The sequence below is a fragment of the Pseudomonas sp. GW456-L13 genome (assembly GCF_017350115.1).
In the GTDB taxonomy this organism is placed as follows: Bacteria; Pseudomonadota; Gammaproteobacteria; order Pseudomonadales; family Pseudomonadaceae; genus Aquipseudomonas; species Aquipseudomonas jessenii.
In genome coordinates, this window is sequence record NZ_JACNAS010000001.1 from 1,505,035 (window position 1) to 1,529,495 (window position 24,461).

Sequence of the window (24,461 nt, forward strand, 5' to 3'; positions counted from 1 at the left end):
GTTATTTCTTCAATCCGGCAATGCACGGCGAGACAAACAGCTCGCCACGCCAGGCGCCCAGCACCGTGCGCTTGCCGACGATCAGCCACATCACCGCCAGCAACGCCACCAGCACGCAGCCAAACACACTGAAGAACATCAGGTTCAAGGTACTGGCCAGTTTCAACGTCGCCAGAGAATAGACGCCCAGCGGGAAAGTGAAGCCCCACCAGCCAAGATTGAAGGGAATGCCGGCACGCAGGTAGCGCACAGTGATCAACAACGCCATCAGCATCCACCACAGGCCGAAGCCCCACAGGGTGATGCCGGCCACCAGACCCAATCCTGCGGCAATCTCACCGATTCCCGGCATGCCGTTGGCCGCGAAAATCAGCGGTGCATCGCCGCCCAGTACCAGCATGCCCAGCGCACCGGTGCCGATCGGGCCAAGGGCCAGCCAGCTCGAGGCGGCCATGTTTTCGTGGGGCAGTTTATGCAGGGCCATGCGCAGCAACAGAATGGTCAGGATGCTGAAGGCCACCGGCAAGGAAAACGCCCAGAGCACGTAGCTGGTCACCAGCACCACCAGTTGCGAATGAGCATCTGCCAAATGCGGCGCCAACAGGCCCCCGCTGGCGGCCGCCACTTCTGCCGCGACCACCGGCAACAGCCAGACCGCTGTCATCTGGTCAATGCTGTGCTCCTGACGGGTGAACATCATGTAGGGAATCAGCACGCCGCAGGCCAGCGACATGACCACATCCAGCCACCACAGCACCTCGGCGAGGTGAATCACGCCTTCCCCCCAGCGCGGCAGGCCGAACACCAGGAAGCCATTGATGATGGTCGCCAGCCCCATGGGGATGGTGCCGAAAAACATCGAAACCGTGGAATGGCCGAAAATCCGCCGCGCCTCGTCGAAAAACAGCACCCAACGCGCCGTGTATAGCACCGTAAACAGCAGGAACAGAGCGATATTGAACAGCCAGAGGGCTTCGGCAAAGGCGTGCAAGGCAGGTGTGGCAACCGGCAACTGCGCCAGTGCCAACGCCAGCACGCCGGTGCCCATGGTGGCCGCGAACCAGTTGGGGGTGAACTGGCGGATCACCTCGCGGGGATGCTGCAAGTGACTGAAAGGTTTGATTCCGGGCTTGATGCTATTGGCGCATGTCATGGCGTACTCCTGTCCTCTCGTGAGGTAGAGCCCATGTTAGATCCGAATAGAATATCTATATAACGGGTAATATCTCTATATCTTATCGATATCACTTATATAGCGTCAGACACTCCCTTCCGATTCGATCACCAATATCCGAGCCGGTCCTACCGGTTGGCCTCGCAGACCCTGGCCGAACGTGATCGCAGTAGACTCGCCATTGCGCTGAGAGCCAGCACAATCAGCATCGCACCATAACCATCGGTCGTTGCCACCAGACCAAACGTCCGCTCCAGGTTCCCGGCGAGTAGCGCCGGGAGGCAGAACGCCAGATAACTCAGCGCATAATATGCCGACATCAACCCGGCGCGCTCATGGGGCAAGGCCTGCGGCACCAGACTGCGCACCGCCCCGAGGAAACCGGCGCCGAAACCGCAACCGGCGACCAGCGTGCCGAGGAAAAACAGCGGCAAACTGGCGCTGTGCACGCCCAGTAGAATCAGGGCGACTCCCGCCGGCAGCGAACAGGCGCCCAGTTGCAGCGCCTTGGTCACAGCCTGATTGCGCAGGGTGTAAATCATCAGGGCGCCAGTCACCGTCAAGGCGGCGACGGTCGCCCCGCCAATCAGATTCGAGGTCGAGCCAGTCGCCGTGCGCACCAACGAAGGTGCCAGCGACGCGTAAAAACCGCCGAGTGCCCAGACCGCCGTGTTGAGCGGCAACACCCGCCACAAAGTGGAACGTGCCTGAGCCGGCACATGCAGGGTCGGTCGCAATGAGGCCCACACACCAGGCTGGCGCGAGACGCTTTCCCGCAATCGCCAGACATACACGGCCTGCATCGCGAACAGGGCCAGCAGCAGCCAAAAGGTCAAATGCAGCGGCGCGGGGGCAAACTCGGCCAACACACCACAACCCAGCGCCCCCAGAGCCATCCCGAGTAAAGGCGCGACGCTGTTGACCAGCGGCCCCTGCTCGCGGTCGGTGTCGAGCAGCGTTGCACTCAGAACCGCGGTTGCCATGCCGGTGGCGAACCCCTGCAGCACCCGGGCACTGATCAGCCAGGCGACGCTTTCGGCATGGATAAACAGCAACATCGCCAGGATGTTCAGCATCACCGCCGTAAAGATCACCGGTTTGCGCCCCAGGTAATCCGACAGCGAGCCGACCGTCAGCAACGCCGCCAACAGGCTGAGGGCGTACACGCCGAAAATCAGGGTCAAGGTCGCTGCCGAAAACTGCATCTGCTCCTGATACAGGTGATACAGCGGGGTCGGCGCAGTGGAGGCCGCCAGGAAACTGAGCAAGGTAACGGCCAAAAACCACAGGCTGGCACGATTTGAATGAGAACCGGGCATCGACACACTCCGCAAAAGCTAATTTTTTGCTTTTGCGGAGTGTGCTACTGGATCCCTCTTAAAGCAAATTCTTTGTGTTAAGGTCCGATGCATGGCTTTCAGGACCGGGTGCCAGCCGCAAGACCCGGTGCAATACAGGAAACACAAGATGACAGTTCCCACATTACGCCCCGGCGGCCGCAGCGCCCGGGTGCAAGAGTCGATTCATTCGGCCGTGCGCCAACTCCTTGAGGAGCAGGACCGCGCCAGCGTGACGGTGCCGCAAATTGCAGCGCGCGCGGGCGTCACGCCGTCCACCATCTATCGACGCTGGGGCGATGTGTCGGCGCTACTGGCAGACGTCGCCCTCGCCCGCATGCAGCCCGACAACGAACCGGCCAATACCGGCAGCCTTCACGGCGACGTGCGGGCCTGGGCGGAGCAGTACCTGGACGAGATGAGCTCCGAGCCCGGCCGCAACATGCTGTGCGACGTGCAGGCGGCGTTGAAGCCGAGTTATTGCGCGACCATCATTGGCGGGCAATTGCAGACGATTCTGGATCGCTATCCGGATGAGCCCAGGCCCAGTGTCGATCGGTTGATCAATCTGATCGCCGCGCCGACGGTGTTTCGCATCCTGTTTGCCGAGGCGCCGCTGAAGGTCGAAGAGTTGCATCGATTGATCGAGATCGCGTTCAGCCAGTGAGGCCCCCATCGCGAGCAAGCTCGCTCCCACAGGGGGGGCGAACACAGGGCAAATGTGGGAGCGAGCTTGCTCGCGAAGGGGCCCGTCCAGACACTGCAAATCCCCCTGCGACACCCCGCCACGCCACGACCTTGGTCGACACTGACTAACGCTGGCGGTCGTGCGAGACTGTCTGTCCGGGCGGGAGGTCCGGATGTCTTTTGTCTGGAGTCCCCATGTCGCTGTCCACCGGGCTGATTGCCGTCGTCGCCCTGGCCTATATGGCCATCCTGTTCGCCATCGCCTTCTATGGCGACCGTCGCAGCGCGCCCTTGCCGCCGCGTGTGCGGGCGTGGGTGTATAGCCTGTCGCTGGCGGTCTACTGCACCAGCTGGACCTTTTTCGGCGCCGTGGGCCAGGCCGCCGAACAGCTCTGGTCGTTCCTGCCGATCTACCTCGGGCCGATCCTGTTGCTGGTCGGCGCGCCGTGGGTCCTGCAAAAAATGGTGATGATCAGCAAACAGGAGAACATCACCTCGATCGCCGACTTCATCGCCGCACGCTATGGCAAATCCCAGTCGCTGGCGGTGGTGGTGGCGCTGATTTGCCTGGTCGGTGTGTTGCCCTACATTGCGCTACAGCTCAAAGGCATCGTGCTCGGCGTGAACCTGCTTATCGGCGCCGGTGCCGACGCCATGGGCACCCGCGCCCAGGACACCGCTCTGATTGTGTCGCTGGTGCTGGCGCTGTTCACCATCGTCTTCGGTACCCGCAACCTCGACGCCACGGAGCACCACCGCGGCATGGTGCTGGCCATCGCCTTCGAATCATTGGTGAAGCTGTTCGCGTTTCTCGCCGTCGGCGCCTTCGTGACCTATGGCCTGTACGACGGTTTCGACGACCTGTTCGACCAGGCCATGCTTGCGCCGCGCCTTGAACAGTACTGGAAGGAAACCATCAACTGGCCGTCGATGGTAGTGCAGACCGGTGTGGCGATGATGGCGATCATTTGCCTGCCACGGCAGTTCCACGTGACCGTTGTCGAGAACATCGATCCCCAGGATCTGCGCCTGGCCAAGTGGGTATTCCCGGCCTACCTCGCCCTCGCCGCCTTGTTTGTCGTGCCGATCGCCCTGGCCGGCCAGATGATGCTGCCCAGCTCGGTGTTGCCGGACTCGTTCGTCATCAGCCTGCCCCTGGCCCAGGCGCATCCGGCGTTGGCCCTGCTGGCGTTTATCGGTGGCGCATCGGCCGCCACCGGCATGGTGATCGTGGCCAGCGTGGCGCTGTCGACCATGGTGTCCAACGACATGCTGCTGCCTTGGCTGCTGCGTCGCAACAACGCCGAGCGCCCGTTCGAAGTGTTCCGCCAGTGGATGCTGTCGGTGCGCCGCGTCAGCATTGTGGTCATTCTGCTGCTTGCCTATGTCAGTTATCGCCTGCTGGGCTCGACCGCCAGCCTGGCGACCATCGGCCAGATCGCCTTCGCTGCCGTGACCCAGCTGGCCCCCGCCATGCTCGGCGCCCTGTACTGGAAACAGGCCAACCGCCGCGGTGTTTTCGCTGGCCTCGCCGCAGGCACCTTCCTGTGGTTCTACACCTTGATCCTGCCGATTGCCGCCCTCAGTCTCGGCCTGTCCTTGAACACGTTCCCGGGGCTGGCCTGGTTGCACAGCAATCCACTGAACCTGCCGATCACCCCGCTGACCCAGGGCGTGGTGCTGTCGCTGGCAGGCAACTTCACATTGTTCGCCTGGGTCTCGGTGCTGTCCCGCACCCGGGTTTCCGAGCACTGGCAGGCAGGTCGCTTCATCGGCCAGGAAATCAGCGCCCGCCCCAGCGCACGCTCGATGCTGGCAGTGCAGATCAATGACCTGCTGCAACTGGCGGCGCGCTTCGTCGGCGAAGAACGCGCCCGTCAAAGCTTCATCCGTTTTGCCTATCGCCAAGGCAAGGGCTTCAACCCGAACCAGAACGCCGACAGTGAATGGATCGCCCACACCGAACGCTTGCTGGCCGGTGTGCTTGGTGCCTCTTCGACCCGCGCGGTGGTAAAAGCCGCCATTGAAGGCCGCGAGATGCAACTGGAGGACGTCGTGCGCATCGCCGACGAAGCCTCGGAGGTGCTGCAATTCAACCGCGCCTTGCTGCAAGGCGCCATCGAGAACATCACCCAGGGCATCAGCGTGGTCGACCAGTCGCTGAAACTGGTGGCCTGGAACCGTCGCTATCTTGAACTGTTCAATTACCCGGACGGCTTGATCAGTATCGGCCGCCCCATTGCCGACATCATTCGCTACAACGCCGAGCGCGGATTGTGCGGCCCCGGCGAAGCCGAAGTGCACGTTGCCCGCCGCCTGCACTGGATGCGTCAGGGCCGCGCGCATACTTCCGAGCGGATGTTCCCCAATGGTCGGGTGATCGAACTGATCGGCAACCCGATGCCCGGCGGCGGCTTTGTCATGAGTTTCACCGACATCACCGCGTTCCGCGAAGCCGAACAGGCGCTGACCGAAGCCAACGAAGGCCTGGAGCAACGGGTCACCGAACGGACCCACGAATTGTCGCAGCTCAACGTTGCCCTGACCGAAGCCAAAGGCACCGCCGAGGCGGCCAACCAGTCCAAGACCCGTTTCCTCGCGGCCGTCAGCCATGACTTGATGCAACCGTTGAATGCGGCGCGGCTGTTCTCCGCCGCCCTCTCCCATCAGGAAGATGGTTTGTCCGGCGAAGCGCAGAAACTGGTCGGACACCTGGACAGTTCGCTGCGCTCGGCCGAGGACTTGATCAGCGACTTGCTGGACATTTCCCGCCTGGAAAACGGCAAGATCAATCCGAATCGCCAGCCATTCGCCCTCAACGAACTGTTCGATACCCTCGGTACAGAGTTCAAGGTGCTGGCGCGAGAGCAAAAACTGGAGTTCCGGGTTCGCACAAGCACGTTACGGGTCGACAGCGACATCAAATTGCTGCGACGGATTTTGCAGAACTTCCTGACCAACGCTTTCCGCTACGGCAAAGGGCCGGTACTACTGGGGGTTCGCCGGCACAAGGAGCAACTGTGCCTGGAAGTCTGGGACCGCGGGCCAGGTATTCCGGAAGATAAATTGCAGGTGATTTTCGAAGAGTTCAAGCGCCTCGACAGCCACCAGACCCGAGCCGAAAAAGGCCTCGGCCTGGGGCTGGCGATTGCCGACGGGCTATGTCGCGTGCTCGGTCATACTTTGCGCGTACGTTCCTGGCCGGGACGCGGTAGCGTGTTCAGCGTCAGTGTGCCGCTGGCCCGGGCGCAAACCGCAGCGCCGGTCAAGGTCGCCGAGTTCAATGGCAAATTGCTCAATGGCGCGCAGGTGCTGTGTATCGACAATGAAGACAGCATCCTGATCGGCATGAACAGCCTGCTCAGCCGCTGGGGTTGCCAGGTCTGGACCGCGCGCAATCGCGAGGAATGCGCCGCGTTGCTTGGCGAAGGCATGCGCCCGCAATTGGCGCTGGTGGACTACCACCTCGATCATGGCGAGACCGGAACCGATTTGATGGCCTGGTTGCGCACGCAAATGGGCGAGCCGGTCCCTGGCGTGGTGATCAGCGCCGATGGCCGGCCGGAGACGGTCGACCTGGTGCATGCCGCGGGGCTGGATTACTTGGCCAAACCGGTGAAACCGGCGGCGTTGCGGGCGTTGTTGAGCAGGTACATACCGTTGTAACGAGGTTCAACACAGCCTCCTGTGGCGAGGGGGCTCGCCCCCGTTGGGCTGCGTAGCGGCCCCAAACCATTCAATGAGCCTCTTCAGATAAAACGCGTTGCCGGACTGACGACTGCTGCGCAGCCGAACGGGGGCAAGCCCCCTCGCCACAAGGTCCACGCTCGCCCGGGGCTACTCCGGTAACTCGACCAGCCCATCCACATCGGTCATCGCCCGCTCCAGTAAGTCCGCCGGCAGACTCTTGCTTGCCCGCGCGCCCAGCAGCTTGAGTTGTTCACTGCGACTGACCAGGTTGCCGCGCCCCTCTGTCAGCTTGTTGCGTGCCGAACTGTAGGCCTTGTCCAGTTGCTGCAGGCGATTGCCCACCTCGTCCAGATCCTGGATGAACAGCACGAACTTGTCGTACAGCCACCCGGCCCGCTCGGCGATTTCCCGGGCATTCTGGCTCTGGCGCTCCTGTTTCCAAAGGCTGTCGATGACGCGCAGGGTCGCCAGCAACGTGGTGGGGCTGACGATCACGATGTTGCGGTCGAATGCCTCCTGAAACAGCGTCGGCTCAGCCTGCAACGCAGCAGAAAACGCCGCCTCGATCGGTACGAAGAGCAACACGAAATCCAGGCTGTGCAAGCCATCGAGGCGCTTGTAATCCTTGCCGGCCAGGCCTTTGACGTGATTGCGCAACGACAGGACGTGCTGCTTGATGGCGATCTGGCCGATGGCCTCGTCTTCAGCCGCGACGTATTGCTGATAGGCCGTCAGGCTGACCTTGGAGTCGACCACCACCTGCTTGTCGCCCGGCAGATAAATGATCACGTCCGGCTGGAAGCGCTCGCCGTCCGGTCCCTTGAGATTGACCTGAGTCTGGTACTCGCGGCCCTTCTCCAGCCCCGCATGCTCGAGCACGCGTTCAAGAATCAGCTCGCCCCAATTGCCCTGGGTCTTCTGCCCTTTCAAGGCGCGGGTCAGGTTGGTGGCTTCATCGCTCAAGCGCAAATTCAGCTGTTGCAAGCGCTCCAGCTCCTTGGCCAGGGAGAAACGCTCACGGGCCTCGTTCTGATAGCTTTCCTCGACACGCTTTTCGAAGGACTGGATGCGTTCCTTGAGTGGATCGAGCAACTGCCCCAGGCGCTGCTGGCTGGTTTCGGCAAAACGCTGCTCGCGCTCATCGAAAATTTTCCCCGCCAGCTCGGCAAACTGCGCGCGCAACTCGTCTCGCGAACCTTGCAGGTCGTTGAGGCGTTGCTGATGGCTGTCCTGTTGCTCGCGCAATTCGGCATTGAGCGACGCGGCCTGGGCATCCAGACGGCGCAATTCGGCTTCTTTGCCGGCGCGTTCGATATTCCACGCATGGGCGGCGTCCCGGGCGTCGTCGCGCTCGATCTGCAGCAATTCGACTTCACGACGCAGCGCAGCCAGATCAGCTTGTTTGGCGGCGTTGGCCTGGGTCAGATCAGCCGCTTCATCGCGGCTGGATTCGAGTTGTGCATTCAATCCGTCCTGCGCCAGTTGCGCCATGGCCAGGCGTTCTTGCAGCAGCGCGACATCGGCTTGCGTGGTGCTGGCCCGACGCTGAAGTTGCCAGGCCAATACCAGCAACGGCAACGCAGCCGCTGCCAGCCCCAGCAATACGCTGGTCAAGTCCATTGCCATAGCCACTCCTGCCATTCGGATAAAGCCTGAAGGTTAACCAAGGCGTCCGGTCTTGGACAGCTCAGTCTTCGATCAGCCCCAGTTCCTGTTGAGCGCGGTGATCGCCTGCCCGAGCGGCCTGACGCAGCAGGTCCTGACCGATCCGGCGGTCCCGGGCATTCCCGCATTCGCGGCACATCAACTGGCCAAGGCGACTTTGCGCAGCCACCACGCCTTCACGGGCCGGTTGCTTGAGCAAACGTCCGGCGATGTGTTTGACGTTACGGTTTTCGCCCAGATGCGGGCTGTCCAACAGCCACTCCGCCACGCGCATGGAAAAGCGCTTGGTAGGGGCAACAGAGGGCGGTGTGGAGGAAGAGGAAACAGGGGCTGAGCGAAACTTCATAAAGCACTGTGGGGCAGATCAGAAGGCGCGCAACTTTACTCTCTTTTTCTTACAGGTAAAGCTGAAAATATCCCGGCACGCCCGTCCTAGAGCAAGCGCTCGGGACAATCCACAGAAGCTGTGGATAACTCAGTGGACAACCGCCCTTGAACTCGCTCAAAGCCCTGTGGAATGGGGCTCGCAGTCAAACTGACGATTTTTTCACCAGTAAAAAAAAGCGATGTTTTTCATTGACTTAAATTTTGGTTACAGGCAGCCATTACGCTTGAACGTGAGATGACAGCGGGGTGACAGACCGCGCAACTAATGTGCACAAGTGCCTTTGCGATGGTTATATCCATGCACTTTTTCGGCGCATTTTTTTGTCATGCCTGGGGATAAGCCCTGGCAAACCCGGTGTCCAGAAGGCTGCGCTGCTACAAACGTCGATGACCGATGGTCGGATTTTGTCCCGAAACAGGGCGCATGAATCCCAGGTCTTGCAGCTTTATGCGCGCCTCCACAAGACAAAACAGCCCGATCAGGCACCGGCCAGGAAACTTTTTTCGCTACCACACTTCCCTTGCCCAGTTCAATCCGTTAGTATCCGCGGCGTTAGTACCAAGCTGAAAGTCAATTCTGGTCGAACAAATCCCCCCGGTCAGCCTTCCCGACGGAAGCCTCCACCGAACAAGCGGGATCGACCACCTCGATGGTTTCCAGGTAAATCTTGCGCCAACACAACCTTTGAATCGAAAGCAAAGGATGTTGCTCCGCCTGCCTACTCTGCTCGAACCAACCTGCAAATTGATCAGGATCTTCACCCCGGGCCCAGAACCTTTGCCCTCGATGTGTTGCCTGCCCTCCTAAGTACCTACCTGCCAGCCCAAGCGCGCCAACTTATCAGCGCTTCAAACTGGCTGCTTTGTTCCAGTCGGGTTCTTCGTTCGATCAATGGTGATCGACGTTACTGGAACGTTTTAACGTTGCACGGTTCTTATCCGTGTCATTTGTAGGAACACCCAATAATGTCTACTCAAATCCAGACTCAGGATGCCATTCGCACCCTAACCAACGCTTTTGCACCAATGAACTGCCTGATCATGGCCGCTCGCAAAGGCTGCTTCAGCTTCACCCTGGTCAACGAACACGGCATCGCTCGTCACAGCGAACGCCTGTACCCCGATCAATACTCCAGCGCCGAGCCGCTGCAGGCCGTGATCGAGCGTACCCGTCAGGCACTGGTTGCCTGAAACGCCAGAAAGGCTGAAAAACCCAAAAGCCCTGCCCGAAAAGCGGGGCTTTTTATTGCCCGATATTTCCCTTTCCTCGAATCAGGACTAAGCACGATCCGATATAACGGTTATAACTGATCGCTGGAAATATTTTAAAAACAGGCCTTTACAGCGCGAATATGACACTACACTTCAACTCAAGCGGCTTGACCCGCTTGCGGCGAGCCTGAGTCGATTCACAGCTGCCAAGCCCCCCTTCAGGTGTCGCCGTCCATTTCAGGTTTCGAGGGTTTTATGGGTATCGCTGCCAGCGAACTGTGCCGTTATGTGATTCGTCCGACATTGATCTATCTCGGACAACATAGCGCTACGGCCGAATCCCTGCTGCTGGGCATTGCCGCCAGCCAGTCCGCCCTTGGTTCCGCCCTGCATGACCGCCGTGGGCACGGCCTGTACCGCATCGCCGAGCCCCGTCACCAGGCCCTTTGGGACCATTACCTGGCCCTTGATCCGGAGCGTGCGAGCCTGGTCCGCGGCCTGGCCAGCCAGCATGCGTTCCTGAGTGGCCCGCACCTCGAGTTGACCGTCAACCTGCGTTACGCCACAGCCATCGCCTGGCTGCTGGTGGAAGAACAGAACACCCCCCTCCCCGCCCCTGATGATTTGCTGGGTATGGCCAGAATCTGGCGCCAGACATTTCAGCCCCAGGGACGTCTGCGTGATTTCACCTGCGCCTGGCAAACCTGTGTTTCACCGTTGAATCAGGTAGCCTGCTGACACCCTTGGATCCAAAGATCGCGCAACACGCCGCGATTCTGGTCTGATTGTCCTACAAAACCGCTCTAAATCAAGGCATACAGCCTATGGCGCCGGAACGAAAATGTTGGTAATTTTCGCCCCGGTGATCACCAGGAGTTCTAATAATGAAAAAAGTAATGCTCAAAACCACCATTAGTCTCGCCGTTGCCATGGCATCCACCCAGATCTTTGCAAGTGGCTTTGCCCTCAACGAACAAAGCATCAGCGGGATGGGGTCAGGTTTTGCCGGGCGATCTTCCTCTGCCGACGACGCATCCACCATTTTTGGCAACCCTGCCGGCATGTCGCGCATCAAGCGCGAACAAGTTACCGGCGGTGTTGCGATGATCGACGCACACACTGACATCAGCCACGCAAGCTCCTCCCCGAACAACCGTGGCAGCAATGACGGCGACATGGTTCCGTTCATCGCCGTGCCCATGGGTTACTACGTCAAGCCAATCGACGACCATTGGGCCTTCGGTATTGGCATATACGCCCCGTTCGGCCTGGTAACCGACTACGAAAACGGCTTTGAGGGTCGTTACTTCGGCAGCAAGAGCGAAGTCAAGATCGTCACCGTGCAACCGACTGTCAGCTACGCCTTCAACGACAAGGTTTCCATCGGTTTCGGCCCGACCATCAACCGCATCGACGGCAGCCTGGAATCGAACATAACGGCCTTGCCGACCTTAACGAACTTGCCCGATGGTCATGTCAAGATCAAGGGTGACGACACCGCCCTGGGCTACAACATCGGCGTGCTGGTCCAAGCCACCGACAGCACCCGTGTCGGCCTGACCTACCACTCGAAAGTGAAGTACAAGCTCGAGGGCGACACCAAGGTCAACTACAACCTGCTGGGCCTGGTCGGCCAGAACCCGAGCCAGAAATACGACGCTTCGCTGGATGTGACCACACCTGAATCGGTGGACTTTTCGGTCACTCACCAGCTCGACGACAAGTGGACTCTTTACGCAGGCAGCACCTGGACCCGTTGGAGCCGCCTGAAAGAAATCACCGTTGAAAACACAGGTGTTCCGGCTGTTCTGAACGGCCAGTTCGGCACCATCACCGAAGAACAGAACTGGCACGACACCTGGGCTCACGCCATCGGCGCGTCCTACCAGTTGAACAAGCAATGGGTACTGCGTACCGGCCTGTCCGTTGACCAGGCACCGACCAACAACGTCGACCGTTCCCCACGCATCCCGACTGGCGATCGCACGATTTTCAGCGTGGGCGCCGGCTGGAGCCCGACCGACGACCTGACCATCGACCTGGCGTACTCGTACCTGCGCGAGGAATCGGTCAAGGTCAACGGCGACGACCATGGCCAGACCTACAACGCCAAGTATGACAACTACGCGAACGGTTTCGGTCTAGGCGCGACCTACCGCTTCTGATGATTCCCGGCGAGCCTGAACCGCTCGCCATCGGAATCAAAAAAGCCCCGCTCTCCTCACGGAGGCGGGGCTTTTCATTTGTAGGAGCGAGCCTGCTGGCGATGGACGCGAACGATGACGCGTACTTTCAGGATTTACGAGACGCCTTGAGGTTATCGCGAGCAAGCTCGCTCCTACAGGTCAGGGGGTCGAAACAAGTGGTGGCGAAGCCAGGGCCTTTTCCACCGCCGCAATGAACTCGGGATCGTCCGGCTTGGTCAGGCTGGAGAAATTGGCGACCACCTTGCCTTGGCGGTCCACCACATACTTGTAGAAATTCCACTTCGGCGCGCTGCTTTGACTGGCGAGGACCTTGAACAAGTGCGTCGCATCCTCGCCGCGAACCCTTTGCGGCTCGGTCATGGTGAAGGTCACACCATAGTTGACGTAGCAGACCTTGGCAGTCTCGGCACCATCCTTTGACTCCTGCTTGAAGTCATTGGACGGAACGCCAATTACCTCCAGCCCTTGATCCTTGAAGCGCTGGTTCAGCGCCTCAAGGCCTTTGAACTGCGGAGCAAAGCCACAGAAGCTTGCGGTATTGACCACCACCAACGGTTTACCGGCGAAGCGCTGGCACAAATCGATGGATTCCTTGGCGCGCAGCTTTTGCAGTGATCCTTGCAACAGCTCCGGGCACTCGGCCGCGTAGGCCAGCCCGGTAAACGCCACCAGCAACGCGGGAACTGCAATCCAGCGCATCAGCATGTCGGTGCATCCTTGATAATTCGTCAAAAGCGACGTTACTCGCCCTCGCCGCTCGCTAGCAAGCACCCATGCCCAACTGCATCAGTGCCAGCCCGCCCTGATGCCAGCCCCACCACGACAATGCCAGCAATAAGGCGCAGACGGCGGCTACAGCGATCCGTGGCCAAAGGTTGTTCATATCGCACTCATTTGTGATTGCAGACGCTCTACCGGCCGCTCACGCACCGGCCAGTTCAGGGCGGCAGCCAACAGGCTCAAGAGAATCGCCACTTGCCAGATCAAGTCATAACTCCCGGTTCGGTCATACACCACGCCACCCAACCAGCCGCCCAGGAACGAACCGAGTTGGTGAAACAGGAAAACAATCCCGCCGAGCATGGACAGGTTTCGCACACCAAACAAGGTCGCCACCGTACCGTTGGTCAATGGCACCGTCGACAGCCACAAAAAACCCATGGCCATGCCGAACAGATAAGCCGTGGTGGTGGTCACCGGTGCCCACAGGAACAACGCAATGACCACCGCCCGCAGCAAGTACAACCCGGTGAGCAAACGCGGCTTGGACATGCGCCCGCCAAGCCATCCAGCGGTATAGGTGCCGAAGATGTTGAACAGGCCGATCAGTGCCAGCACCGTGGTGCCGACCGTCGCCGGAAGGTGTTGATCCACCAGATAGGCCGGCAGGTGCACACCGATGAACACCACCTGGAATCCGCACACGAAAAATCCGAACGCCAGCAGCCAGAAGCCGGAATGGGAGCAGGCTTCGCGCAGCGCTTCGCCAAGGGTCTGTTCGTGGCCCAGGACGGGCAGCGGCTTGTCCTTGAGCATGCCCACCAGCGGCACGATCAACGCCACCAGCAAGCCCAGCGCCAGCAGCGCCGCAGACCAGCCAAGCCATCCGATCAAACCGAGCGTGCCGGGCAACATCGCGAACTGGCCGAACGAACCGGCCGCACTGGCGATCCCCATGCCCATGCTGCGTTTTTCCGGTGGCACCGCGCGGCCGACCACCCCCAGGATCACCGAGAACGAAGTACCGGACAGTCCGATGCCGATCAGCAGGCCGGCGCTCAGGGACAGGGTCATCGCCGAGTCGGAGAGCCCCATGCAAATCAGCCCGGCCGCGTACAGGACGCCACCGATCAGCACCACTTTCGCTGCGCCGAAGCGGTCGGCCAGGGCACCGGTGAATGGCTGGGCGAGGCCCCAGATCAGGTTTTGCAGGGCGATGGCGAAGGCAAAGACTTCACGGCCCCAGCCGAACTCGGCGCTCATCGGCGCCAGAAACAGCCCAAAGCCATGGCGAACACCCAGAGACAACGCAAGGATCAGCGCACTCCCCAACAGAACCCAGCCGCAAGTACGCCACATCGATGTCATTGTTATTCTCCAATAGCGGGTATATACCCGCTTAAGATCGAAAAAACCGGCATCATGCCAGTTCGTCCAGCAGCTTCAATAAGGTTTCACGCTTCTCGGCACCCAGGCGATCGATCAAGCGTTGCTGCGCGGCTTCCCAGGCCGGCAAGGCCGCCGTGAGACGCTCTGCCCCGGCCTCGGTCAGCAGGACGATGCGATTGCGCATGTCCTCGCCCTCGACCAGCGTCACCAGGCCATCACCCTCCAGCACCCGCAAATTGCGCCCCAGGGTGCTGCGGTCCAGGCCCATGGCCTCGGCCAGGGTCGAGATGCTCGGCTGATCCAGACGCTGCAGATTGCACAGCAAAGAATACTGCGCAACGTTGATCCCGAAGCCGTCGAGAGCGCCGTCGTAGTGCCTGCTGACGCCACGGGCGGCGCGACGCAGGTTGATGCATAAACATTGGGAATCGAGCATGGTGCGTGTATATACCCGCGAGTCGGTTAAATCAAGTGGCATGGGGTTTGTTCAGTGATTGGGCGGTGTCCTGTAGATCGCCATCGCGAGCAAGCTCGCTCCCACAGTTGATCGCATTCCAATGTGGGAGCGGGCTTGCTCGCGAAGAGGCCGGAACATTCAACACAACCCGATCAGGCCAACGCCAAGCCTACCAGCACTGCAACTTCCAGCAACTCCAGCATCGCGCCCGCCGTGTCCCCTGTCGTGCCCCCCAGGCGCCGCAACATCACCTGGCGCAGCCAGACAAACCCCAGCGCCGCCAACACCACCGCCAGCGCTCCACTGACGCCGGCGATCAACACACAAGCCAATGCGCTGACCGCCAACACCTGCTTGCCCGGCGAACGCGGGAGATGATCGGCCAATGCCTGGCCCAGGCCACCGGCACGCACATAGGGCGTACTCAGGAACAAGCCGAGCAATGCGCTGCGACCGATCAACGGCACGATGATCAAGGCCAGCGAATGCGGCTGCTCGATCAACGCCAGCAGTGCGGTGAATTTAAGCAACAACACCAACACCAGCGTCACCACGGCGATCGGCCCGCTGCGCGGGTCTTTCATGATGGTCAGCGTGCGCTCACGGTCGCCAAAACCACCGAGCCAGGCATCGGCGCTGTCCGCCAGGCCATCGAGATGCAAGCCGCCGCTGAGCAGCACCCAAAGGCTCAGCAACAACGCCGCGTGCAGCAACGTCGGCGTGCCCAGCAGCAGCCAGTTAACCGCCCACAGAATCGCGCCAAAGAGTAATCCCACCAGCGGATAAAACAGCAACGACCGCCCCAGTTCCCGGGGCTCAGGCATTCCGGGCAGGCGAATCGGCAGACTGCTGAGAAATTGCAGGGCGATCCAGAATGGCAGCATGGTCAGAGCACTTCCTTCAACGAGCCCGCAGACTCCACCGTCAGCGAAAACAGCGCGCCATGCCCGACCTCAACGTTGAGCAGTTGCTCCCGTGGCAGCCCGCGCGCCTGTGCCAGCAACAGACGCATCACACCGCCATGGCTGATCAGCAGAATTCGCTCACCGGCACAGGTCGCGTGCAAACGCTCCAGCGCTGCCAGCACCCGTGCCGAAAAGTCTGCAACCGGCTCACCCTGAGGCGGCGTGAACGAATAGGGATCAGCCCAGAACAAGCCCAGGGCCTGCGCGTCGGTTTCCATCAACGCCGCCGCGCTCTGCCCTTCCCAGGCGCCGAAATGCAACTCCTGCAGGTCTTTGTCCAGCTGCACCGGCACACCCAGTTGCGCAGCGAGTTCCTCGGCAAACAGCGCACAACGTTGCAACGGCGAACTGACCAGCCGGTCCCACGGACCTTGCCCGACCACGGCGGCGCGCATCTGCGCCCAGCCCGTGTCGGTCAACGCATCATCGATACTGCCGCGCAAGCCGCCGCCGAGTTCGGTTTCACCGTGACGCAACAGATCCACGCGCAAGGTCATGCCGGACGATCTGCCACGGCGGCTTCGGCGAAGGTCGCCATTTGCCCGTGCAGGTCGCAAGCCAAGCGCAGCAGCGGCACAGCCAACGCCGCACCACTGCCTTCGCCAAGCCGCAGGCCGAGATCGAGCAAGGGTTGTGCATCCAGGGTTTCCAGCACATGACGATGCCCCGGCTCGGCGCCGCGATGACCGAACAACAGCCACTGACGACACTCAGGATTCAAGCGCACCGCAACCAGTGCCGCGACGCTGCAAATGAAGCCGTCCACCAGCACCGCGACACCTTCCTGGGCACACGCAAGATAGGCACCGACCAGCGCGGCGATCTCAAAGCCGCCGAGGTTGAACAGGGTCTGCAAGGCATCGCCACGCTGCGCGCCATGCAATGCCAGGGCGCGCTCGATGACCTGGGCCTTGTGACTGACACCTTCGGCATTGAGCCCGGTACCAGGCCCGGTCAGATGCACCACCGGGCAATCAAGTAGCGCACACGCCAATGCACTGGCAGCAGTGGTGTTACCGATGCCCATTTCGCCACCGATAAACAACTGCGCACCGGTGGCAATTGCCCGCTGCACGCTGTCACGACCGGCCTGCAAGGCGAGTTGCCCCTGGGCCTGGGTCATGGCCGGTCCCTGTACAAAATTCGCGGTGCCCGGGCCGACATTCAGATGGCGCACGCCCGGCAGGTTTAGCGACGGCGTCACCGTGCCAAGATCCACCACCTCAAGGGAAGCGCCCAGTTGCCGCGCCAGCACGCTGATCGCCGCGCCACCGCTGACGAAGTTGAGCAGCATCTGCCCGGTGACTTCCTGGGGAAACGCCGACACGCCCTCGGCGACGACGCCATGGTCGCCGGCAAAAATCGCGATCCACACCTGCTCCAGACTTGGCTTGACCCGCCCCTGCAATCCCGCCAGCTGCACCGCCACCGCTTCCAGCTGACCGAGGGAGCCGGCCGGCTTGGTCAGTTGCTGTTGCCGCGCCTGGGCCTGTTCGACCACTTGGGTATCGACCGGCTTGCACGGGTTCAACCACCAGGATTGAGTCATAACGCAGTTCCTTTCAGAGTCAGAGGCAGGCCGGCGACGGTCAGGACGACACGCTGACAACGCTCAGCCAGAGCTTGATGCAGCCAACCGGCTTCATCGACATAGCGGCGAGTCAATTCGCCCAGCGGCACGACACCCATTCCGGTCTCGTTGCTGACAAAAATGATTTCACCCGGCAGCGACGCCAGGCAGTCCAGCAAGGCATCACGCTCGGCGTGCAAGCGCTCGGCATCGTCGAGCATCAGCAGATTGGTCAGCCACAGGGTCAGGCAATCCACCAGCAGGCAGCGGTCGACACAGGCGGACTCACGCAGCACCCGGGCCAGTTCCACCGGTTCTTCGATCAAGGCCCATTCGGCAGGACGACGGGCGCGGTGATGGGCCACCCGCTCGCTCATTTCTCCGTCCAGTGGCTGGCTGGTGGCGATGTAGGTCACGGCCAGGGCGCTGTCGATGGCGAGTTTTTCAGCCAGGCGACTCTTGCCGGAACGGGCGCCGCCGAGGATCAGTTGGAGCATTGCTTATTCCTTAAAATCTTCGGGGAGGCGACGGCCCTCATCGCGAGCAAGCTCGCTCCCACAATTGATCCAGGCTGAACATACATTTTGATTACACCTCGTAACCTGTGGGAGCGAGCTTGCTCGCGATGGGGCCGCAACAGCCACCTCAGAACCCACAGAGCTGACGCAGCAGAGAAGTATCCAGATGCTTCTCCACCAGATCCGCCAGCCGCTCGATATCACGCTCGCGCAAGGCGTGGTAATCCACGGCCTGCACATCCTGCAACCCGGCCCAGCGCAGCAGAGCACTGCACGCCGCCGGCGATTCGAAAAGCCCGTGCAGGTAGGTGCCGAAAATCTGCCCGTCAGCACTTTGCGCGCCATCACAGCGGCCGTCATCCAGATGCACGGCGGCATGTTCCAGGGCCGGTCCGGTGGTCACGCCGGCATGAATTTCATAGCCCGCCACCGGCGCATCTTCCAGCGCCAGGCGACCACGCACATTGCGCAACTGCTTCTCTTGTTCGAGCTGGGTCTGGAACGCCAGCAGCCCCAAACCGGCACTGGAACCCGGCGCACCTTCGAGGCCCAGCGGGTCATGCACCTGCTCACCGAGCATCTGCAGGCCGCCACAGATCCCCAGCAGTTTCCCGCCGTAACGCAGATGCCGGGCGATGGCGGTGTCCCAGCCGTTGGCCCGCAGGTACGCGAGGTCGCTGCGCACACTTTTCGAGCCGGGAAGGATAATCAGGTCGGCGGGCGGAATCGCCTGGCCGGGGCCGATGAATTGCAGGTCCACTTGCGGATGCAGGCGCAGCGGATCGAAATCGGTGTGATTGCTGATGCGCGGCAGCACCGGCACCACCACCTTGAGCACCTGTTCGGCTTTATCGGTCTGGCGTTGATCGATGCCGTCCTCGGCCTCCAGGTGCAGATCCATCACGTACGGCAGCACGCCGATCACCGGTTTGCCGGTGCGCTCTTCAAGCCAGTCGAGACCGGGTTGCAGCAACGCGATATCGCCACGGAAACGATTGATGATGAAGCCTTTGACCCGCGCCTGCTCACTCGGCGACAGCAGTTCAAGGGTGCCTACCAGATGGGCAAAAACCCCGCCGCGATTGATATCGGCGATCAGCACCACCGGGCAATCCACCGCTTCGGCGAAGCCCATGTTGGCGATGTCCCCGGCCCGCAGATTGATTTCCGCCGGCGAGCCCGCACCCTCGACCATCACCAGCGGATACGCCGCGCTCAAGCGCTCGTGGGAGGCCAGCACCGCTTGCATGGCGATGGTTTTGTAGTCGTGATAGGCGACCGCATTCATGGTCGTGACAGCGCGGCCATGGATGATCACCTGGGCACCGGTGTCACTGTTGGGCTTGAGCAGCACCGGGTTCATGTCGGTGTGCGGCTCAAGGTTCGCGGCCTGGGCCTGTACCGCCTGGGCGCGGCCGATCTCGCCACCGTCGGCGGTCACCGCACTGTTGAGGGCCATGTTCTGTGGCTTGAACGGCACCACCCTGACGCCCTGACGCGTGACCCAGCGGCACAACGCGGTTACCAGCGTGCTTTTACCGGCATCCGATGTGGTGCCCTGCACCATCAGCGTGGTCATTGGTTTTCCTTGGCGAAATCGTCGAACGCCAGCGCCAGTCGTACCCAGGCGATTTCGTCACCGGGCAAGCCGAATCGCAGGCTGCTGTTGTGCGTGAACAACCGCAGGAGAATGCCGCGCCGGGCCATGAATTCATGCAGTTCTTCGGCGCGCTCGGTGATCAGCCACTGGAACAGCGCACAACCGCCCTGGGGCTCGAAGCCGTGCTGTTCGAGCAACGACGCAAGGCGCTCGCTGGCCTCTTCGGTGCGCACCCGTTGCCGCGTTTGTCCCTCGGTATCGCGCAGACAGGCCTGGCCCACTACACGGGTTGCCCCGCTCACGGCCCACGGACCCACTTGTTCTGCCAGCAACTTGAGCAGCTTGCGCTCGGCCAGCACAAACCCCAGGCGCACACCGGCCAGGCCGAAAAACTTGCCGAAGGAACGCAAGACGATCAATCCGACTTGATGGGCAAACGGCGCCAGGCTCAGTTGCGGCGTGTTATCCATGAACGCTTCGTCCACCACCAGCCAGCCACCGCGCTGCGCCAGTCGCGTGTGCCAGTCGAGCAGCCGACTGGGAGTGAGGCTCAGACCCGTGGGGTTATTCGGATTGACCACCACCAGCACGTCGAAACTGTCGATAAAGAAGTCGACTTCCTGCTCCAGCACTTCACGCACGATGTAGCCGTTGCGACGCCACGCTTCGGCGTGCTCGGCATAACACGGCGACAGTACGCCGACCTTGCCCGCCCGACGCAATCGCGGCAGCAGTTGAATCGCCATTTGCGAGCCGGCCACCGGCAATGCCTGCAAGGTGCCGTAGTAATCACAGGCGGCCTGCTCCAGACCGTCGTCCGTCTCCGGCAATCGGGCCCAGGCCCGCAGCGGAATATCCGGCACCGGAAACGGCCAGGGCGCAAGGCCGGTGGACAGGTCCAGCCAGTCGGCTTCATCTATGCCGTATTCGAGCGCCGCCTTGCGCAGTCGCCCACCGTGCTCAAGCATAAAATTCGGCCCCCAGGCAGAGAATCAGCAGCCATAACCATACCCCGCGCTGGACCAATTGCCAGCCCCGGTCAATCGAGTCGGCATCCGCCGGCACACCTTCGCCCAACTGCGGACGCTGATGCAGTTCGCCGTGATAAATCGCCGCCCCACCCAATTCGACACCAAGGGCACCCGCCCCTGCCGCCATCACCGGGCCGGCGTTCGGGCTATCCCAGATCGGGGCCTGGGTGCGCCAGCATTTCAATGCCAGCCGGGTTTTGCCCAGCAGCGCGTATGTCAGTGCCACCAGGCGCGCAGGAATGTAATTGAGCACGTCATCGACCTTCGCCGCCGCCCAGCCGAACCGTTCGAAACGCTCATTGCGATAACCCCACATCGCATCCAGCGTATTGCTCAGGCGGTAGAGCACCACGCCCGGCGCGCCCGCCACGGCAAACCAGAACAACGCTGCGAACACCGCATCGCTTCCGTTTTCCAGCACCGACTCGGTAGCGGCACGGGCTACTTCGGTTTCATCCAGTTCGCTGGTCTGGCGGCTGACCAGATAGCTCACCCGAGTGCGCGCCGCTTCCAGGTCATTATTGCGCAGGGCCTTGGCCACAGGCGTGACGTGCTCACCGAGGCTGCGCATGCCGAGGGCGCAATAGAGCGCGAGAATCTCGACGATCCAGCCGACATAAGGCGCCCAGGAGAATGCCGTGGCCAGTAGCGTCAGTGGCAACACGGCAATCACCCACGCGGTGACGCCATGGCTGCGCCAGCCGCGACCGCCGCCGTTGAAACGTTGCTCGATGCGCTCGGCAAAACGGCCGAACGCCACCAGCGGATGCCAGCGTTTGGGTTCACCCAGCAGCGCATCCAGCGCAACCGCGGCGACACTCAACAACGCCACACTCATTGACTCACTCCCCAATAATTTTCATACAGCAATTCATGTAGCGGACGCGCCTGCGCCCAGCCTTCGAGCACCAGCATCGGCGCCGGATAGAACTCTTTGACCGGCCCCAGGCACAGCACGGCCAACGGCTTGGCACCCGGCGGCAATCTCAACAGGTCCGCCAGTGCCTGTGGTTCGAACAGCGACACCCACCCCATGCCCAACCCTTCGGCACGGGACGCCAGCCACAGGTTCTGGATCGCGCAGGACAACGAAGCCATGTCCATTTCCGGCAGCGTGCGGCGGCCGAAGATATGCTGCTCGCGGTCATCCATCAGTGCGGCGACCAACACCTCGGCGCAATCGTTGATGCCTTCCACCTTGAGCTTCATGAACTCATCGCTGCGCTCGCCAAGGGCTTCGGCGGTGCGGATGCGTTCTTCTTCTATCAGGGCCTGGATTTGCCCGCGCAAGGCGCGATCGCTGATGCGGATGAAGCGCCAGGGCTGCATCAGGCCGACACTGGGGGCCTGATGCGCGGCTTCGAGCAGACGACGGAGCAATTCGGGCTCGACGGTGCCGCCGCTGAAGTGGCGCATGTCGCGGCGCTCGGCGATGGCGCGGTACACCGCCGCGCGCTCGGCTTCGGAGAATGCGTTGTCGCTCATGGCCTCTTCGCGAGCAGGCTCGCTCCCACAGGGTTTTGGTCAGGCGCAAACAGCGCGGCAATCGCCGAGGGGTTCGACGGAAAATAAAAGTGCACGTAAGAGGCAGTCATCCGCCCCTCACGGTAGACCGCCTCCGCTCCGCGCCCGCCGTTAGGGCTCAAGCCACGGGCAATCGGCGCCAGTTCAGTGGTGGTCAGCGAATGATGATAGGTGTGCCCGCGCAGCGAGCCTTCCGGCAGTTCCACCGCTTGCAAAGCCAGCGCTGCCAGGCGCTTTTGCATGACTGCATCACCGGCCAGCAAGCCAACCAGTTCGGCGCGAGTGCCTTCGACATCGGTCAGGGAGTCGAGCAGATACAGCATGCCGCCACACTCGGCGAGCAACGGTTTACCTGCCTGGTGGTGGGCGCGGATCGCATCGAGCATCGCGGTGTTTTGCGCCAGCGCAACATGATGCAGTTCCGGGTAGCCGCCCGGCAGATACAGGCTGTCCGCCTGCGGCAACGCACGGTCGCGGATCGGCGAGAAGAATGACAACTCGGCGCCCATCGCCCGCAGCAGATCCAGGCTCGCGCCATAGGTGAACGCAAAGGCTTCATCGCGGGCGACGGCAATGCGTACACCGGCCAGCAGCGGTTCGGCCGCGATGACATCAGGGGCGGCGAATTCGACTGCCGGTGGCAGCGCGACCTCGCAACTGCTGGCCAGGGCATCGGCTGCCGCGTCGAGGCGCAGGTCGAGATCGTTCAACTCACTGGCCTGCACCAGCCCCAGGTGCCGGCTCGGCAATTCGATCCCGGTTTCCCGGGACAGCGCGCCGTACCAGCGCAACCCCTCAGTCAGGCTGCCTTCGAGCAGTTGCGCGTGGCGCAGCGTGCCGACACGATTGGCCAGCACGCCGGCGAACGGCAAGTCCGGCTGATAACGCGCCAACCCCAGGGCCAATGCGCCAAAGGTCTGGGCCATGGCGGTGCCATCGATCACCCCCAGCACCGGCACACCGAAATGCCGCGCCAGGTCGGCGCTCGACGGCGTACCGTCGAACAACCCCATGACGCCTTCGATCAGGATCAGGTCGGCTTCAGCGGCGGCTTCCCACAGCAACCGGCGACTCTCCTGCTCGCCGACCATCCACATGTCCAGCTGATACACCGGCGCACCGCTGGCGCGCTCGAGGATCATCGGATCGAGAAAGTCGGGCCCGCACTTGAACACTCGGACCTTGCGCCCCTGATTGCGATGCAATCGGGCCAGTGCCGCGGTGACGGTGGTCTTGCCTTGGCCAGAGGCCGGCGCGGCAATCAGTACCGCCGGACAGTGCCGAGGCTGACTCACAATTCGACGCCTTTCTGCGCTTTGATCCCGGCTTGAAAGGCGTGCTTGATCACGCCCATTTCGGTGACGGTGTCAGCCATCTCGATCATCTCCGGCTTGGCGGCACGACCGGTGACCACCACGTGTTGCATCGGCGGTCGGGCCTGCAAGTCGCTGAGCACTTGATCGAGATCGAGGTAGCCGTGCTTGAGAGCGATGTTCAGCTCATCGAGCACCACCAGACCGATGGACGGATCGCGCAGCAGTTGCTGCGACACTGCCCAGGCCGCTTCGGCGGCGGCGATGTCGCGCTGGCGGTCCTGGGTTTCCCAGGTAAAGCCTTCGCCCATCACATGAAAACGCACCTGCTCGGGAAAGCGCCGGAAGAACAACTCCTCCCCCGTACTGTTGCGGCCCTTGATGAACTGCACCACGCCGCATTGCATGCCGTGCCCCATGGCGCGGGCAAGCATGCCGAAGGCCGAACTGCTCTTGCCCTTGCCGTTGCCGGTCAGCACCAGCAGCAGGCCACACTCGTTCGGGGAATTGGCGATGCGCTCGTCGATCACGGCTTTTTTGCGCTGCATGCGCGCCAGGTGGCGTTCGTCACGATCGGGGGTATCAGTCATGGGGGAGCTCTCCGTTGAGGCAGGAATAACGGCGGGCAGGCACAAGAATAGAAGGCAACAAGCCTGGCATCGCCCACCGTGATGCCGCTGGATGAATCAGGCCGGTCTCCGGGCTCATGAGTGGCCGCGGGGCCAGACCGTGCGCCTTCCCGCATCAAATCGACACAGTGGCATCACACACAGTTTTCACTCATTTACCGTTGCGGGGGCAGCGCCGGAATTGCGGGCCTTCGACCAACAGAAGGACTCACTCACCGGCTTCCCTGTTTCACTCTGTCGACCCAAGCCACAGAGCACCTGAAACAAGCCGCGAAGGTTAGAGGGTTGGGGGTGGAGCGTCAATTAAAGCCGGGAGGCCATCGACCGAATAACTGCCATCAATCAATAAACTGACGTCAATCTTGTGCCACGCTCCCAGCAGTGAT

At 61.7% G+C, this 24,461-nt stretch carries 23 protein-coding genes and 1 riboswitch; of the genes, 5 read left to right on the forward strand and 18 right to left on the reverse strand.

Features of this window, described 5'->3' with window-relative positions:
• Position 1: 1 nt before the first annotated feature.
• Together J4D25_RS06810 and J4D25_RS06815 are read right to left on the reverse strand one after the other, a co-directional pair.
• Complete coding sequence (locus tag J4D25_RS06810) at positions 2-1,153, reverse strand: TDT family transporter (RefSeq protein WP_057715788.1); 1,152 nt, start codon at positions 1,151-1,153, stop codon at positions 2-4.
• A 149-nt stretch (positions 1,154-1,302) separates the two neighbouring features.
• The gene (locus tag J4D25_RS06815) at positions 1,303-2,493 is read right to left on the reverse strand and encodes an MFS transporter (RefSeq protein ID WP_057715789.1); all 1,191 of its coding nucleotides are present in this window, start codon (positions 2,491-2,493) and stop codon (positions 1,303-1,305) included.
• 148 nt (positions 2,494-2,641) lie between these two features.
• Here J4D25_RS06815 and J4D25_RS06820 point away from each other — a divergent pair, with 148 nt between their 5' ends.
• Positions 2,642-3,178: a TetR/AcrR family transcriptional regulator gene (locus tag J4D25_RS06820; RefSeq protein WP_057715790.1), complete on the forward strand. Its 537-nt coding sequence runs from the start codon at positions 2,642-2,644 to the stop codon at positions 3,176-3,178.
• 215 nt (positions 3,179-3,393) lie between these two features.
• Complete coding sequence (locus J4D25_RS06825; protein WP_057715791.1) at positions 3,394-6,864, forward strand: PAS domain-containing hybrid sensor histidine kinase/response regulator; 3,471 nt, start codon at positions 3,394-3,396, stop codon at positions 6,862-6,864.
• Between the two features lie 171 nt (positions 6,865-7,035).
• Here J4D25_RS06825 and rmuC read toward each other — a convergent pair whose 3' ends face one another.
• Entirely contained in the window at positions 7,036-8,400 is a 1,365-nt protein-coding gene (rmuC, locus tag J4D25_RS06830; RefSeq protein ID WP_162252406.1) for a DNA recombination protein RmuC, read from the reverse strand.
• 175 nt (positions 8,401-8,575) lie between these two features.
• Positions 8,576-8,899 (reverse strand): hypothetical protein, encoded by a 324-nt coding sequence (locus J4D25_RS06835; RefSeq protein WP_079246787.1) that lies wholly within the window; start codon positions 8,897-8,899, stop codon positions 8,576-8,578.
• Between the two features lie 1,007 nt (positions 8,900-9,906).
• On the opposite strand from J4D25_RS06835, the gene J4D25_RS06840 reads away from it, so the two are divergent.
• The 3 genes from J4D25_RS06840 (at position 9,907) to J4D25_RS06850 (ending at position 12,317) form a co-directional block, all read left to right on the forward strand.
• Positions 9,907-10,131: a hypothetical protein gene (locus tag J4D25_RS06840; protein ID WP_008051046.1), complete on the forward strand. Its 225-nt coding sequence runs from the start codon at positions 9,907-9,909 to the stop codon at positions 10,129-10,131.
• A 276-nt stretch (positions 10,132-10,407) separates the two neighbouring features.
• Positions 10,408-10,890 carry a hypothetical protein gene (locus tag J4D25_RS06845; RefSeq protein ID WP_057715794.1) on the forward strand — a complete coding sequence of 161 codons (483 nt, stop codon included), beginning with the start codon at positions 10,408-10,410 and terminating at the stop codon, positions 10,888-10,890.
• 146 nt (positions 10,891-11,036) lie between these two features.
• Positions 11,037-12,317 carry an OmpP1/FadL family transporter gene (locus J4D25_RS06850; protein WP_057715795.1) on the forward strand — a complete coding sequence of 427 codons (1,281 nt, stop codon included), beginning with the start codon at positions 11,037-11,039 and terminating at the stop codon, positions 12,315-12,317.
• A gap of 180 nt (positions 12,318-12,497) precedes the next feature.
• On the opposite strand, the gene J4D25_RS06855 is transcribed toward J4D25_RS06850, so the two are convergent.
• The 14 genes from J4D25_RS06855 to cobO form a co-directional block, all read right to left on the reverse strand.
• Positions 12,498-13,064, reverse strand: a complete 567-nt coding sequence (locus J4D25_RS06855; RefSeq protein ID WP_057715796.1) for a glutathione peroxidase — start codon at positions 13,062-13,064, stop codon at positions 12,498-12,500.
• A 55-nt stretch (positions 13,065-13,119) separates the two neighbouring features.
• Positions 13,120-13,242, reverse strand: a complete 123-nt coding sequence (locus J4D25_RS26945) for a hypothetical protein (protein WP_008051054.1) — start codon at positions 13,240-13,242, stop codon at positions 13,120-13,122.
• Positions 13,239-14,447, reverse strand: coding sequence for an MFS transporter (locus tag J4D25_RS06860; protein WP_057715797.1), 1,209 nt, complete (start codon positions 14,445-14,447; stop codon positions 13,239-13,241). Before J4D25_RS06860 ends, J4D25_RS26945 begins: the two co-directional genes overlap by 4 nt.
• A gap of 52 nt (positions 14,448-14,499) precedes the next feature.
• Positions 14,500-14,904: a MarR family winged helix-turn-helix transcriptional regulator gene (locus J4D25_RS06865; protein WP_057715798.1), complete on the reverse strand. Its 405-nt coding sequence runs from the start codon at positions 14,902-14,904 to the stop codon at positions 14,500-14,502.
• Positions 14,905-15,077: 173 nt separating this feature from the next.
• Positions 15,078-15,809, reverse strand: coding sequence for an adenosylcobinamide-GDP ribazoletransferase (locus J4D25_RS06870; RefSeq protein WP_057715799.1), 732 nt, complete (start codon positions 15,807-15,809; stop codon positions 15,078-15,080).
• 2 nt (positions 15,810-15,811) lie between these two features.
• Positions 15,812-16,387 carry an alpha-ribazole phosphatase family protein gene (cobC, locus tag J4D25_RS06875; protein WP_057715800.1) on the reverse strand — a complete coding sequence of 192 codons (576 nt, stop codon included), beginning with the start codon at positions 16,385-16,387 and terminating at the stop codon, positions 15,812-15,814.
• Entirely contained in the window at positions 16,384-17,439 is a 1,056-nt protein-coding gene (gene cobT / locus J4D25_RS06880; RefSeq protein ID WP_057715801.1) for a nicotinate-nucleotide--dimethylbenzimidazole phosphoribosyltransferase, read from the reverse strand. The genes cobC and cobT overlap by 4 nt, the downstream gene beginning before the upstream one ends.
• Positions 17,436-17,957 (reverse strand): bifunctional adenosylcobinamide kinase/adenosylcobinamide-phosphate guanylyltransferase, encoded by a 522-nt coding sequence (gene cobU, locus J4D25_RS06885; RefSeq protein ID WP_057715802.1) that lies wholly within the window; start codon positions 17,955-17,957, stop codon positions 17,436-17,438. The genes cobT and cobU overlap by 4 nt, the downstream gene beginning before the upstream one ends.
• Positions 17,958-18,105: 148 nt before the next feature.
• Positions 18,106-19,557 (reverse strand): cobyric acid synthase, encoded by a 1,452-nt coding sequence (locus tag J4D25_RS06890; RefSeq protein ID WP_057715803.1) that lies wholly within the window; start codon positions 19,555-19,557, stop codon positions 18,106-18,108.
• Positions 19,554-20,546 carry a threonine-phosphate decarboxylase CobD gene (gene cobD, locus J4D25_RS06895; RefSeq protein ID WP_057715804.1) on the reverse strand — a complete coding sequence of 331 codons (993 nt, stop codon included), beginning with the start codon at positions 20,544-20,546 and terminating at the stop codon, positions 19,554-19,556. The genes J4D25_RS06890 and cobD overlap by 4 nt, the downstream gene beginning before the upstream one ends.
• Positions 20,539-21,447, reverse strand: a complete 909-nt coding sequence (gene cbiB, locus J4D25_RS06900; protein ID WP_057715805.1) for an adenosylcobinamide-phosphate synthase CbiB — start codon at positions 21,445-21,447, stop codon at positions 20,539-20,541. Before cbiB ends, cobD begins: the two co-directional genes overlap by 8 nt.
• Positions 21,444-22,094 carry a 5,6-dimethylbenzimidazole synthase gene (gene bluB, locus J4D25_RS06905; protein ID WP_057715806.1) on the reverse strand — a complete coding sequence of 217 codons (651 nt, stop codon included), beginning with the start codon at positions 22,092-22,094 and terminating at the stop codon, positions 21,444-21,446. Before bluB ends, cbiB begins: the two co-directional genes overlap by 4 nt.
• Entirely contained in the window at positions 22,091-23,428 is a 1,338-nt protein-coding gene (locus J4D25_RS06910) for a cobyrinate a,c-diamide synthase (RefSeq protein WP_057715807.1), read from the reverse strand. The genes bluB and J4D25_RS06910 overlap by 4 nt, the downstream gene beginning before the upstream one ends.
• A complete protein-coding gene (cobO, locus tag J4D25_RS06915) occupies positions 23,425-24,036 on the reverse strand; it encodes a cob(I)yrinic acid a,c-diamide adenosyltransferase (RefSeq protein ID WP_057715808.1) in 612 nt (203 codons plus the stop codon). Before cobO ends, J4D25_RS06910 begins: the two co-directional genes overlap by 4 nt.
• A gap of 81 nt (positions 24,037-24,117) precedes the next feature.
• Positions 24,118-24,352: riboswitch (cobalamin riboswitch) on the reverse strand.
• Positions 24,353-24,461: the final 109 nt, after the last annotated feature.